8 protein-coding genes and 1 pseudogene are annotated in these 14,676 nt (G+C 40.0%); 5 read left to right on the top strand and 4 right to left on the bottom strand.

All coding sequences use genetic code 11. The features are described from left to right. Positions 1-70: 70 nt before the first annotated feature. From FF105_RS03190 to FF105_RS03205, 4 genes are all read right to left on the bottom strand, one after another. Positions 71-2,506 carry a hypothetical protein gene (locus FF105_RS03190; RefSeq protein WP_010278477.1) on the bottom strand — a complete coding sequence of 812 codons (2,436 nt, stop codon included), beginning with the start codon at positions 2,504-2,506 and terminating at the stop codon, positions 71-73. A gap of 341 nt (positions 2,507-2,847) precedes the next feature. Beyond that, positions 2,848-8,259, bottom strand: a complete 5,412-nt coding sequence (locus tag FF105_RS03195) for a S8 family serine peptidase (protein WP_187241149.1) — start codon at positions 8,257-8,259, stop codon at positions 2,848-2,850. A 287-nt stretch (positions 8,260-8,546) separates the two neighbouring features. Next, positions 8,547-9,263 carry a YebC/PmpR family DNA-binding transcriptional regulator gene (locus tag FF105_RS03200; RefSeq protein WP_139967301.1) on the bottom strand — a complete coding sequence of 239 codons (717 nt, stop codon included), beginning with the start codon at positions 9,261-9,263 and terminating at the stop codon, positions 8,547-8,549. 50 nt (positions 9,264-9,313) lie between these two features. After that, positions 9,314-9,847 (bottom strand): rRNA large subunit pseudouridine synthase E, encoded by a 534-nt coding sequence (locus FF105_RS03205; protein ID WP_010278468.1) that lies wholly within the window; start codon positions 9,845-9,847, stop codon positions 9,314-9,316. Between the two features lie 194 nt (positions 9,848-10,041). Between FF105_RS03205 and hemH the strand changes: the two genes are divergently transcribed. From hemH to FF105_RS03230, 5 genes and pseudogenes are all read left to right on the top strand, one after another. Continuing rightward, positions 10,042-10,986 (top strand): ferrochelatase, encoded by a 945-nt coding sequence (gene hemH / locus FF105_RS03210; RefSeq protein ID WP_010278467.1) that lies wholly within the window; start codon positions 10,042-10,044, stop codon positions 10,984-10,986. Next, complete coding sequence (locus FF105_RS03215; RefSeq protein ID WP_010278465.1) at positions 10,979-12,301, top strand: Nramp family divalent metal transporter; 1,323 nt, start codon at positions 10,979-10,981, stop codon at positions 12,299-12,301. Before hemH ends, FF105_RS03215 begins: the two co-directional genes overlap by 8 nt. Positions 12,302-12,557: 256 nt before the next feature. Then, complete coding sequence (locus tag FF105_RS03220) at positions 12,558-13,301, top strand: hypothetical protein (protein WP_010278459.1); 744 nt, start codon at positions 12,558-12,560, stop codon at positions 13,299-13,301. A 380-nt stretch (positions 13,302-13,681) separates the two neighbouring features. Beyond that, positions 13,682-14,326 (top strand): COG3942 and LysM peptidoglycan-binding domain-containing protein, encoded by a 645-nt coding sequence (locus FF105_RS03225; RefSeq protein WP_147651254.1) that lies wholly within the window; start codon positions 13,682-13,684, stop codon positions 14,324-14,326. 120 nt (positions 14,327-14,446) lie between these two features. Then, positions 14,447-14,676: pseudogene (locus FF105_RS03230) on the top strand (helix-turn-helix domain-containing protein); the annotation flags it as partial.

Genomic DNA, 14,676 nt, shown 5'->3' on the forward strand with positions numbered 1-14,676 from the left:
GCAGTGAAATTTTGGGCGTGTTTGTTTATTTTATGATAGTTACTTAATCTATTTATTAAATTATAAATGATTACTCAACAAAGTGCTCAGGTGCAACGGGTGTCTTATTGCCGTTGTTTAATGCACCTAACTCGCTATCACCATCTTTGACGCCTCTAATGAAAGTGACATCCTCTTGATCATAGTGCTTATCATGATAATCCTGCACATACTCATTTGTCTTAGAGTCTTTATATGTGCCAACATAACTGAAGTTTTGATAAACTGTTTTTTGATCAACACTTGGATTCGTGTGTTTATTATTTTGATAGTAACCTAGCCCAATAGTATACCCAGGTGTATACCATGTACCCGCCGGATCAATGGCAAGTTTATAATCACCATCGCCTATGATTCGACCGGTCTTTCCAATCTCTGAGAATCCCAATTGAGTAACGCCATTAACCACATGAGTCACGGTATTTGATAACAAACTGTTGATACCAATTTTATTTCGAGTGGCTGCAGCAGTATTTAGACAGAGCAAATCATCACTTGTCAAAGCTTTTTCAAATACTGCGTTCCAGCTCGGATTAGCAGGAAGATCCGTATTGTGTGTCCAGCAAATGTCAAAATAATCAACAGCGGTTGAACCACCACCTTTGTACCCAATCGATTTATTCTTCACATCGTCCAAGTCCGTCTTATTTTTTTCAACCATATGTTTAGCAGCATATGCAGCTGGTCCAGATACTAGTTTACTATAAACCCACTTGTTATTGCGATATGAGTAAAGCATTTTGCCATCGTTTGATGTTTTTTCTTCAGCTTGTAGTTTAGCTACGATAGGATTCCCTTTGTCATCTTTTAGAACTGTTTTAATTTCATTTTTTACCTGTTCTAACTTTTGTTGAGCTCGATCTAGTTCGTTCATTGCATCAGCTCGTGCTTCATACTCGTCATGTGTGTATGGTGCATATTCTTCATCTTTTGTTAGTTCTGCCAGCTTATTCTTTGCCGCTTCTACTGCGTTTTGAGCTGCCTTTAATCTAGCCTCATAATTAGAGTCCTTACTTGTTGTATCAAAGGGATCATTCTTAATCTCATTCGCATACGCATAGTTCACAGCATTCACATTAGCGCCTAATATATCAGTTTCCCCCGCACCAAGGCTCACGCTATTGTTGTTATATTTGTCAACCCACTGATTCTTATCATACTCGTCCAAATCATACGAATCATTATGACCTTTGTCTGACGTTACATCATATCCTAAACGCATGAGATCATTTCGGGCATTTGACCTCAAGTTATTAAATAGGGTATATGATATAGGGTAGCTTTTTTGAAATTCTTTATCAATTGTTGTGCCATTCGTTTTGGCCGCCGTTACACTTTCCTTATACTCATCACTTGCCGTGATCAGATCAAGTTGACCCTTGACACGGAAGTAATCAAAGAATATCGCTGTCATCATATCACTCGCCCATACGGTATAGTGACTCATGACATACTCAGCAAATGCTTCACGCGTGGCAAATGTTTGCGTGTTAAAAAATTCTCTTAACGATTCATAATTACTCATAACTCGGAAAATATTATTTTGGTTAATATCGCCACTAACTATGGCCTTTCCAAAGGCACATAAGTCCTTGAAAACTGTTAAATTCTCTGAGTTAGGCATTCCTGAAACTTCTTGCGACTTGTTATCGAAGCCCCACTCAGTAGTACGGTACAGCTTAGCATATTCATTCACATACGTTTTCACATCATCTTTATCCTTGCTAGCCAAGGTAATGTTATGACCTGCTTGATATTGAGAAATTTCTCCAGCAACGGTGCCAAATGGTGTCCGCGTTGCTGCAATTGTTTTCTTAAAATCTTCTAATTTCGTCTCTGTTTTAGCTTCGTTAATCTGATCCGAAATGGCGCTGCCAACGTGGTCTAAGTGTATCCCTAGATCGTCAAGTTTCTTATTTATCTCATCGAGTTTTTCGTCTGTTTTATTTCTTGCGGCTGGTGTCAACCAGTCAATCATACAACTCAATAATGCACCAATTGGCCCAGCAAAGCCAAGCGCCTTCATAATCGTTGGCTTGCTTTCTGCCTTGATAAACGCTTCACCAATGATTGAAGAAAGATAACTGGCCCCTTGAGCTGCTAAGGCTGCATCAGCTCCTGGCTTATTTTCACCATACATCGCTACTTGTTGTTGATAATAGTTTGTTGCCTTGAATTTTTGTAGGAAATCCTTATCATTAAAAGCGATAATATTTGGTTTCTCTGAGCGGGTGTTATCTATATCTGAATCACCTTGACTTGCTGCTGTAACGGTATCAACCTTCTTATCGTCAGTCTTCTTTTCGTCCGTACCCTTTACTGGTTTGACTTCTGTCGCTTTCTTCACCTGTTGCGCCACGGCATTTTGTACCACCTCGGCGTGCACAACTTCAATACCACGCGTAGCACTGACAAAAATTGGGCTTAGCGCAATGCTAAGTAATAGCGCTGATTTAAGTTTAGACATACTTCTTCTCCTCAAATGCTCTCTTTTTTTGTTCATTGTTTGAATTTTGCTGTAACTTACGGCAAAGTTTTCAAAAATTTCATGAACTTCTTGAACATTTTCATAGTATATACGCCAAATATGTCCACCCCGTGAACGAATTATGAATTGAGTTGCAGTCGAATGGTCACAAATTGGCTGAAAAACGTTGTACAGTATGCATTCTTTTATGAATTCCGGACAATTATGATGATTTTGTAAATAAAATATGAACTAGGGTTTTTGATTAATTGTAAGCGGTATCACACAAAAAACCGATTTTGCAACCGGTTTTTTGTCATATCTGTGCGTCTCAAGTCAATTTACTTGCCGACTTGATGAACGACAATTTCATACGTATCACCAACATTACCAGTATCAGTTAGCTGATATGGCATGATGTTGTACGTTGTTGTTTCATGCTTATTTAACTTGTAAGTCTTGCTGAACTTCTCGGGGGCAAAGCCAAGATATGGCGTACCATACTTACTTGCATCGTCCCAATTAGTCTTGCCAACAAAGACATTTTCACCATTGACGTTCACGGCGACACCAGTGTTATAAGCAGATACTTGTCCGCTTAATGTGAAGCTTGTGTTGGACGTGTAGACATCAAAATGATGGCTATTTGGTCGTTGCACCCAATGGGTGTCCGTATCAAGATGAATAGCTGGCTGACTTAAGTTAATTTTCAACGCATGTTCTTGTGTCTGTGCAGTTGTTTGACCGTTGATCGTTTGATCGTATTTCACAACAAACGCTTTTTCAACAACAGGTCCCACGTGATGGGCAACGAACTTGAAGCTACCATCTGGGTTTACTTTGACTTGATTTGACGCGTCATCAGGGTTAGCACTGTTCAAAACAAAACGCAAGTTCTTGATTGTTGGAATAGCATATCCAGTGATCGTTAGGTCTTGTGTGAATGGATTGTAACACCTTAAAGCACCATTCTCATCAAGCAAGTTGCTAGGTGTGATCACAACGTCGGAACCGATCATCATGATTGGATGTTTGTCATCAAGCCCCAAAGAATCAGCACTGTGTTCAGGCTTCAAAGGCAGGATTGAATCTTTTTCAACACCATTATCCTTGACAGATGATAGGCTTTCACCTTCTGGTAAACGATAGACAGGCAAACTGAATGTCTTACTAAAGTCTGATAGTTGCCATATATATTTACTCAAAGGATCATTTTTCGAAACATTGGCTGTCGCAAACTCCGGATTAAAGAAAGGATTTTGACTTCCTTCTGGTATTATAATCCGTGGCAATATATCGCTATACTCGGCTTCATAACCAGCAAATTGAACACTCTGAAGGCCGTTAGTTTGGCAATTTTTTGATCCACCTCCCTCATAATTACTCGTTGTTTTCAACAGATCCAGACTGTTATTCTGCAAATTAGCTAATGTTTGCGCATCCCAAAGGCTGACCTGACCACTATATGACCCATCCACTCCTAATTTAGTAGCCTCAACATTCTTTTCTAAACCAGACTGCCCAGTATAAACTTGCATATTTAAGTGATTATCAGTCCAAATTGGTTTTGCAACTCGAATAGTACGGGAATCTTGATCAATCACTTGATTATTATAAATCAACACCTTATCTGGCGTGTGAGCACCAGTGAAAGCACCTTTAATATTCAGACTACTTGTACTATACGGTACGACAAGAATTTCATGATTGCCACGTTTAATCCACTTACCATGTGATTCAGTTGCTAAAGCAGCTTGATCGATTTGAGTATCAATTCCCTCACCAATCGGAATCTCTGGCACCACCGGCTTAGTCAACTCTTTACCCGACGCGTCAGTAAACTTCAAATATCCAAGCTTTCCTACCTTAATTCGGGTTGACCAGTTACCATCTTTAGCCGTTACAGTCACATGATCAATTTGTTTGTCTTGACTATCGCATGACGTGACATTGAATGGCTTATTTTGATTCCAAGAGCCATTAATTTGAATTGACCAATACTTTGAATCGACCGCTTTTAAATCAAATGCGTTGATGCTTTTATGTTCACTTGGTGCACTATTGGGATCAGCATGCTCTCCCGTGTCAATATGCACTCGATCTGCATCAGCTGACAAATCACTATATTCACCATCAACTTTAGTCTGCTTGATCATATTTTGATAATCAACGCTGAATTTACTTGCTAATTTATCCACTTGCTTTTTAGTTTCTTTAGTCCCCTCAACGGATAACTTCAGCTGATTTTCAAACCAATCACCATTGCCAGCACGATCACGTAAGGTAATTTCCACTTTATTATCTTGCTGCTTCAAATTTTCAACTTGTTGTTCATTCAAAAGGATATCAAAATGATTGTGTAACCAACCAGAGGTTTTCTCCTTTTCAGGTGTATCAAACTGATTAGAACTTAGAATCGAATTCAAACGTAAATCAACCTTGCCACCCGTGTAGTCATTAGAAAGGTCAAACATACCAGAACCTTTTTCGTTAATATCGGCAGTTAAGCGAACGCCATCTTTTTGATACTTCAAATGTGCATTGGCAACTTTTGGCATGACATTATCAACGGTTAATTTACGGAATACGGTCTCTGTTTTAGCACCATCTAACATTTTTGCTTTGGTACGAATGTAATAGACACCATCAGCTACTTTGTCAGATTTACCCGTTTTAGGGTTGGGCACTGTGCCATTCCATTCTGTGGTGATTAGTCCTGGCTTAGATTGTTGATACGTTGCTAAATGTGTCAGAACGGTTTTTTTATCAGCGCCCAGCACATCAACATCAATTTCTTTTGTCCAACGTAACATGTACTCTAAATCAACGGCTGATTGATGCGCACTACTCTTTTGAAATGAAATAGCCGCGTGATCATTATCACTGGTATATTGTGTAACATATTCATTAGAAGCGATACCCGTATTTCCTGTCATTAATGGTCGCAAATAATGAGAATCACCTAAATAACCCCAACCTTTGATTGATCCTTTTTCTTGTGCTGGCTTATCAATGACTTGTCCTGCGTCCCAGTTACCATAATAACCAAAATAAGGAATGTTGGCTGCTGGCTCACTATCTTTGGTAGATTTAACTTGAACATAACCTTCTACCCAACTCTGCTTAGCTTGAGTTTTTGGCACTGTGACTGTCACGGCAACAGTCTTTGTCTGACCAGCTGGCACAGACACTTGATTTTGACTGGCTGTTAGTGTGGCGTTAGCAATATTATGCTCACTCACCAAGTCCAGATAAGGTTGTTCATCACGATAATAGTAAGTCCCAACGCCATTCAAACTGGTTGTATCTAATGCATCCCCGTTTGAGTTATAAGTTGTTCGAATGCCAACTTCATTTGGCGCCTTAGAATCAGTGGTACGAATTTCAGTTGCGACACCGCCAAGTCCTTTAACCGAATAGGTGGCTGCCTTATTACCGACATTTTTAATATTCAAAGTAAATGTCTTTGTTTGACCACTAAAGCTCTTCAGGTCTACAGCACCATCTTGATCTTTGGCGTCAGTAACGACGGTGTGTGATTTGATTGCATTATCAACTTGGACCAAACCAGCACCTTGTTGGCGAGGTGAATAGTAAGCTTGACCATCTTTGCTGTATACTGGTTGCGCTGTATTTTGCAGCAATGTCTTCATATTCTTAATGAACTTGTTGCTACCTTGACCAAGATTGACATGTTGCTTGTTGGCTTGCTGCTTCAACAAAGCTACCGTACCGGCAACAAATGGGGACGCCATACTCGTGCCACTCATTTGCGCATAGTCTTTGTTAGACAGCGACCAAATATTGCCACCAACCCCAGTAACATCAGGTTTTAAGTTCAAATCCGGTGTACATCCCCAAGAGGTGAATGTACTCATCTTACCAGTATCTTGATTGTCAGCAGTTGTGGTCGTTGGGGCAGTGAGTGACGCGTTTGCTACTTCTTGTCTTTTATTCGCGTCTTCAGCTGATGCATCTTCCGGTAACGGCTCTTTACCATAATAATCAGGTGCCAATTCTCTTACTTTAGCCAACAATTGTCGTCCACTTTGATAGGATATTAACATCGCAGGTGCGTTTTCATCATCGACTGGTGCAAATTCACAGCTTGGTAATGACCGATCTTTATAATCAATCAAAATAACCATGTCAACGTCATTCTTTTTTGCAGTACGCTGCATGTCTTTAACGGTCGTGTTAGCTACAGGGTCAGGATTATATTGAATAATTTTTATTTTATGGGCGTCGGTTGCAAGATTAAATCCTTTTGATATCCAATCAGCCTTTTTTGTCTCGTCATAATTGTATCCCTCATCACTCCAAGGCACGCCATTATCCCGAATCGTATGTTTCTTCGTCCAGAAATCATCTGGAATCCCTGGTGACACACGCACCGGCACTTTATCACTAAATGTCTTGCCTGCACTATCTGAGAAGTTGGTCGTCAACGCGTGTGTTTGCGTGCCCTCCATCGAGGCTACTGAGATAGCACCGTCAGCAAGTGACATGGAACTAATTGAAATATCCTCCTCTGGATTGTGTGCCACGGTATGTAAGTCAGATTGCTCAGCTGAAGCGCGACCGTCATTTGAAGCCGCGACAACTGGGACAACACCCAATTTAGCCGCACGATTTAACGCAGCTGTTTCCGGCATCAGACTAGAATAGTTAGTCAATGATGAACCTAATGATAGGTTCAAAACATCAGCGCCAAGCTTCACTGAATCTTCAATAGCGTCCACAATTGAATCAGTTGACGCCCCATTGTGATGATTACTGAACACTTTCATATCCAGCAATTGCGCTTCAGGTGCCACCCCTTTTACTTTACCGTTAGCTGCTAAAATACCAGCGACGTGTTGTCCGTGTTCGTGAGTGATTCCATTGTCTTTTAACTCATCTTGAGAATCAATGTTATCCGCATAGTTGTGGGCAAATGGCACTTTATTTGACTGATAAACACCGTACGAACTGAATTTTTGGAACAGTTTTGAACTGTCCTTGCTTAACTTAGCCTGTTTACTGCCTGTAGTGGTTAATTTCAAATCAGGGTGCGTGTAATCAATACCCGAATCAATGTCGGCAATTAACATGCCACTGCCGTCACCGCCATGCGCTGAACGCCAGTCGTCAGTGACTTGGGCAAGATCATTATCATTAGAATTTGCCGGCTGGTAAACACTTTGAATATGAACTTCTTTCACGCCAGCAATGGCCGACAGTTGCTTCACTTGTGTTGGCTTAGCCATAATTGACAAAGTATTGACCAAATAACCACTTTGTTTAAGAACTTTTTTACCAGTAATTTGCTCAGCACGATTTTTGATTGGCGTTTGTTGGTCAATTATGTTTTGCTCGGCTTGATTGATATGATTCAGCGTTGCTGACGTACCGTCAGGGTTTGGCGTGCTTGATTTTTGCGCTGCCGCCTCAGCCGACAAGCTCAAAGTCATCTTCACATAAGTATTAGACTTTTCTGCTAACGTCATTTCCTTAGGCTTTTTGCCTTGCGCAGTGAGTTGCGTGTCATAAGGCGTCTCAATCCCTTTTGTTTTCAAATCATCAGCTTTTTGTGCTTTAGTTTTGACAACAGTTGTCGGAAAATTCTGGACGACCGTCTGCACTTTTTGCTGTTTTGCGGTCTTGTAGGGCGCTAGGCGATGCTGTTGATAGGTGTTGACACCAACCGTTGTACCAGCAATAGCCATCAAGGCAAAGCCCGAGAACATTAGATAAGCTCGTCGTTTTCTCATATTCATCTCTCATCTTCAAATTTTTTGTTCATGAACATTGCACCATTATAGTATAAAATTTACCCCATAAACCGTTTTTTCACAGTTTGTTTACAAACTTCTTTTTTTGGGCACAATTCCTCATAAAAGCCATTTAAAAGCCTTTATAGCAACTTTTAAGGTTATAATCAGACCGTTTTATGTCATTTCTAAGTCGGATTTTCAAAATGATAATTTTATTATTTTTAGCACATATTCGCACAAAAAAAAAGCCAATAACATGTTATTGGCTTAGTGAGAGATATTTATTATAAGGTCACGTTGTGGTGAACTTGTTGCACGTCTTCATCTGACTCTAAGGCGTCAACTAATTTTTCGAATGCTTCTAAATCGTCACCTTCAAGCGTCATTTCTGATTGTGGCAACATCGAAATTTCAGTGGTCGAAAATTCAGATACCCCACTCTCGCGCAATGCCGCAATTGCTTGATGTAATGCGGTTGGTTCAGTATAAACAACGACTTGGTCGTCTTGTTGTTCCGCATCACGAACGTCTACTTCAGCGTCTAACAATGTCTCTAAGGCACCATCAGCATCATCCCCCTCAAAGACAATCACACCAGTCTCGTCAAAAAGATAGCTAACTGAACCTGAAGCGCCATAAGTGCCACCATTTTTGTTAAAGGCCGTGCGAACGTTGGTTGCGGTACGGTTGACGTTAGAAGTTAAGGTATCCACAATAATTAATGACCCATTAGGACCAAATCCTTCATAGCGCCCTTCAATGAAAGTCTCATCGCCCGAGCCCTTGGCTTTTTCCAAAGCACGTTCGATAACATGCTTTGGTACCTGTGCCTGCTTGGCGCGTTCGATCACAAACTTCAAAGTTGAGTTAGCTTCGGGGTCAGGGCTGCCACCTTGCTTGGCAGCAGCATAAATTTCAATCCCATATTTACTGTTAACTTTGGCGGCAGCACCATCAGTCTGCGCCTTTTTCATTTTAATGTTTTCCCATTTACGTCCCATGAGGTCACCTCTTTTAATTTATATCTTTTACTATTATACCGGTTCGTCGCCTATTTCACCACACGATACTGACCTGGCTTCAAATCAGCAATATGATAATCACCAATATGTGTGCGAATCAACCGTAACGTCGGAATTCCCACAGCTGCTGTCATGCGACGCACTTGACGATTGCGTCCCTCTTTAATTTTGAGTTGAATAAAGCTAGTCGGTTGATTTTGCCGGACGCGGATCGGCTTTTCACGTTCCCATAACCATTTTGGATACGGAATTCGTTTCACTTTGGCCGGCAAGGTCATGCCATCTTTGAGCATAACACCTTGCGCTAATTCACGCAATTGGGCTTTTGTTGGAATACCGTCTACTTGAACAACATAAGTTTTGTAGGCTTTATTCTCAGGATCAGTCAGCTCATGATTCAACTTGCCATTATCGGTTAACAATAACAGCCCCTCACTATCCATGTCTAAACGCCCTGCCGCATAGACACGCGGAATGTCGATGTAATCAGCTAAGGTAGCTCGTCCTTGATCATCTGTGAATTTGGTCAATACATTATAAGGTTTATTAAATAGTACAATCATGCTTTTTTAGTAGCGTCCTTGTCATTGTAAAAAAAGAAGCAAATCAATGCGGTGATTTGCTTTAATAGCATTATTATTGTATCACATCCACCAATACTCGCCTCAATAACCTGACAGATTATCCCATTTCTTGTACTACTTTTATCAAATGATAAGGACTTGCTTCAATTTATACTAGTTAGTGAGGGAAAATTATGAAAAATAGTCTATTAATTGTTAATCTCGGCACGCCAGCCGAGCCTACCACACAAGCCGTCAAGCAATATCTCAAAGTCTTTTTGTCTGACCCTAATGTGATTCAAATGCCAAAATGGCTTTGGCAACCAATTCTCAATCACATTATTTTGCCCACTCGTTCATGGCGTTCAGCGACGTTTTATCAACATGTTTGGCAACCATTGGGTTCACCTTTGATGCAATATACAGAATTGCAAGCACAACAAATTCAAGCGCTTTTACCTGACTGGCAGGTTAACTATGCCATGACTTACGGTCAACCAAGTATTGCTGGTGAACTACACAAATTACAAAACGCCGGTGTTGACAACATCGTTGTCCTCCCACTTTTTCCACAATATAGTACAACAACCACAAAATCTATTGTTGACCAAGTCGAAGCCACAGGAATTCCCACACAAATCATTACTGATTTTTACCAACACGAACGTTATCAACAACTCCTCGCTAAAACGGTAGCTAATCAGTGGGATCCTGATAAATATGATCAGTTGCTGGTCAGCTACCACGGCATTCCCAGCTCGTATGTCCGCAAAGGCGATCCATACTTGCAACAGTGTACGGACACAACCACAAATTTGATGTCATTGGTACCGTCACTAAACCGCGACAATGTCACCCAAGTATTCCAGTCAAAGTTTGGTCCCATGCCTTGGTTAAAGCCATATTTGCGACCCACCTTGCAACAATTGCCTGTACTCGGTAAACGGCGCGTGTTAATTGTTGCCCCTTCATTTGTGGCAGATTGCCTCGAAACACTTGAAGAAATTAGTGTCCAAGGCTATCAAACTTTTGGCAGTGCGGGCGGCGAATTGTATGATGTCGTACCATCTTTTAACGATTCCGCTGACTTTTCTAGCTTTTTAGCACAGTTAGCTACTGACGAGGTGGCTCATGACTGAGAAAAGTCTCTCTGAAATCAACAATTCTGTTACCGTACCAGGCGTTTATGAAAGTGCATTTTGGCGAAAATTCTTAGCTTATAGTGGTCCCGGGGCTCTGATTGCGGTGGGCTATATGGACCCAGGCAATTGGCTCACGTCGATTATGGGTGGCATTCATTATCGTTATTTGTTATTGTCAGTCATTTTGATGTCAATTTTAGTGGCGATGCTAATGCAATATTTAGCGGCCAAGCTTGGTGTTGTGACACAGCTTGATTTGGCGCAAATCATTCGTCAGCACGTTAATCGTCCTGTTGCAATCTTATTGTGGTTACTATCTGAACTCGCCATGATGGCTACAGATATTACCTCCGTAGTCGGTTCTGCGATTGCATTAACCTTGCTGTTTAAAATACCATTATTTATTGGTATTTTAATTACTAGTTTGGACGTTTTGTTGCTACTAGCGTTGCTTCGATTTGGTATTCAACGCGTCGAAGCCATTGTGTTTATTTTAATTTTTGCTGTTGGTTTGGTGTTTGCCTATGAAGTCGCGTTAGCGCAACCGCAATTAGGTGATTTATTACGCGGCTATTGCCCACAAATTAGTCTACTCCACCATTCGCAATTGGTCCTGTCACTTGGTATCATTGGTGCCACAATCATGCCTCATAATTTATTTTTGCATTCCTCTTTGTCGCAAACTCGTCGTTTTGATCATGATGATCCTACGCAAGTCGCTGAGGCCGTGAGATTTTCAAAATGGGACTCTAATGTTCATTTATTCGTCGCTTTGATTATCAACTCTTTGTTACTGATTCTTGGCGCTGCCCTGTTCTATGGTACGCAAGCCAATCTGTCTGCTTTCAGTGACTTGTACCATGCGTTGCAAAATCCACATTTAGCGGGTAAAATTGCGTCACCATTTTTGAGCACTTTGTTTGCTATCGCCTTGCTCGCTTCAGGTCAAAACGCCACCATCACTGGCACACTAAGTGGTCAAATTGTCATGGAGGGTTTCACTAACTTGAAACTCCCACTCTGGTTACGACGTGTCATCACGCGTCTTTTGGCAATTATCCCTGTTATTTTACTGGTGATCTTATTTGGCGCAAAAGAAGGCGTGCTCGACCAACTGATTGTTTACTCACAAATTTTTCTCAGTATAGCGTTGCCATTTTCGATGTTTCCACTCGTGTATTTCACCAGCAAAACACGCTACATGACGACAAGATTTGTTAACCAAAAGTGGGTGACAATACTGGGTTATTTTATTGCGAGTGTATTGACTATTTTGAATGTGCAGTTGATTTTGAGTGTGTTTGTGAATTAAATGTGTCCATTATTTTATAACAAATCAGCCATTGGTATTGCCGTTCTATCAGCACTTTCAATATCTAACATATATGTGACATTACGTACAGAAAATTCATATTTTGATGGCATAAAAAGCATTATTTTTCGATAAACTATCATTATGAGACCTGTTGCGTGCACAAACAAGGTTTCAACATTTATGAAAGGAACTGGTAAGCAATCGATTATAAAAATACTAGTATAAAACAGATACGCTTACCAAAGTGAAAAATATGACTCATACAGATTTAACTCAAGAGCAGGCAACCAAGTATGTCTTCAGTCAAAATGTACAACAAAGTCGTCTACTAAATGGCATTAGCCGCACTGTATTTATGATTTTAAATGCATTAACTGGTTTTCTCGTGTTAGCCATTGGGGTCCATCAAGGTAGTTTAGGGGCTGTTATTCTGGGTAGCCTACAGATAATTGTTGTCATCGCTGGGCTATTGTTTAGCGGATATGAACATGAAGTAGTTAGTGATAAAAAACAAGAATTATTTGTTGACCTTGTTGTCAATGTAATACAGATGGTTGCGTTCTTTAATGCCATTGCTTTAATTGCTATTCATTTGCATGATAAAAATTTTGAAATTGCGTTAAACGTCGTACCTTATTTAGTGCTATTAATTTCAACTGCAATTGCTTTTATCATCGCATCCAGAAAAAATCATTCTAATGGTCGACGTACTTTGACAAAAAATGTTTCAATGAGTGGTATATTTATACTAATTGTAGGTAGCCAAATTATTGTTCATTTGTTTAACAAAAGCACTGCCTCATTCTTCGATCAAATGAGCAGTCATAGTTTAGGCCTGACCTTAATAGCAATGATTTGCATTATGAATGTTTTCTTTGGCTTCATGATTGGCTTGAACAGTTTCAAGGCTGTTTTGGCAAAACAATTCAACATTGATTTATCACCATTTTTCGATGATGATAATTCTCAAGATGGTTATCACTTGAAGTGGAAGTAACCTAGTAATTAAAAAAGCAATACATCTGGGCAATAATAGTCAGATTGTGTTGCTTTTTTTGATAAGCTAATTTACATTTTTTATACCAACAGCATATACCCATTTTGTAGTTGCTGGAAGAATATATACCCACTCAATAATTACAAATAAATTCATTCAGCATCGGTATCACCTTTTTACTAATTATTCAGTTACCTTTCCATTCCCAAAAGATACAATAATCAACCTATTGATTGCCACTAACCTCATACTGGTAAATTTAATTCAAAAATACTGACCATCACAAATAAGTCACAATTCAACCATAATATCACAATATCTAGGTTATATCATAATTATAGAATAATATATTTTCAATTACCAATACGAAGGAGCACAGTATGAACACATCACTTGTAAAAACTATTTTAATAGCTACTACAACTATGGGCGCAGCCTTTGTCATGTCAAATGCGGAGGTCAGTGCAGATACTCACCGCGTCGTTAAAGGTGACACTGTTTATGATATTGCAATAGCCAATAATACTTCGGTTTCAGAAATTGTCCGAATCAATGACCTTCCCTCAAATGGACATTGGATATATGTTGGCAACGACTTGAAGGTCAATGAAGAATCACAGACCAAGACATCGGACACAGAAAACAATCACGACACTGCGTTCGTAGCTATTGACAAGCGTAACGAAAACATTAAAAACGCAAACAACAGTTATCCCTTTGGTCAATGCACATGGTATGTCAAAGCTAGCTTAGGCTGGGTTGATAATTATTGGGGTAACGCACAGGACTGGGCAAAGTCAGCACAAACAGAGGGATATCAAGTTAACGGAGAAGCTAAGCCGGGTAGTGTTGCTGTATTTTCACCTGGACTCCACGGTGCAGACGCAACCTATGGCCATGTTGCCGTCGTAGAGCACGTTAATTCAGATGGCACAATCTTAATTTCTGAAGGCAATGCTGGTCGCGGTCTTTATAGCACCAGAACAGTACCTACTGCAAGTGTCCAATTTATTCATCAAAATTAATTGCCAAACATCACAATTATCTTACTAACAAAAAGTAGCCATAACACTAATTTCAGTGTGATGCGAACCCGATAACTTGGACAGAATAAAAATCTGTTCAGAAAGTTATCGGGTATTCTTATGTCTAAATATTCAAATGCATTTAAACTAACGGTCGTCAAAGAATGGCTGTCTGGTCAAACTGGTTTACGTACGTTAATCAAAAAATATGATATTAAGAGTAACCAAGCAATCTCTGAGTGGCGAGATGAGTTTCTGATAACTGGATCAATTGGGTCTAAAAATCACAGAGTCTATTCACCAGAATTCAAAATGACCGTATTGAATTATCGTGTAACACACTCACAGAC

The organism is Leuconostoc sp. UCMA20149, from assembly GCF_030400235.1.
Taxonomy (GTDB): Bacteria; Bacillota; Bacilli; order Lactobacillales; family Lactobacillaceae; genus Leuconostoc; species Leuconostoc pseudomesenteroides.

Bases quoted from the DNA above. Each gene is read 5' to 3' on its own strand.
- FF105_RS03225 (WP_147651254.1), top strand. From the start codon at position 13,682: ATGAACACATCACTTGTAAAAACTATTTTAATAGCTACTACAACTATG.
- hemH (WP_010278467.1), top strand. From the start codon at position 10,042: ATGAAAAATAGTCTATTAATTGTTAATCTCGGCACGCCAGCCGAGCCT.
- FF105_RS03190 (WP_010278477.1), bottom strand. From the start codon at position 2,506: ATGTCTAAACTTAAATCAGCGCTATTACTTAGCATTGCGCTAAGCCCA.
- FF105_RS03195 (WP_187241149.1), bottom strand. From the start codon at position 8,259: ATGAGAAAACGACGAGCTTATCTAATGTTCTCGGGCTTTGCCTTGATG.
- FF105_RS03205 (WP_010278468.1), bottom strand. From the start codon at position 9,847: ATGATTGTACTATTTAATAAACCTTATAATGTATTGACCAAATTCACA.
- FF105_RS03215 (WP_010278465.1), top strand. From the start codon at position 10,979: ATGACTGAGAAAAGTCTCTCTGAAATCAACAATTCTGTTACCGTACCA.
- FF105_RS03220 (WP_010278459.1), top strand. From the start codon at position 12,558: ATGACTCATACAGATTTAACTCAAGAGCAGGCAACCAAGTATGTCTTC.
- FF105_RS03200 (WP_139967301.1), bottom strand. From the start codon at position 9,263: ATGGGACGTAAATGGGAAAACATTAAAATGAAAAAGGCGCAGACTGAT.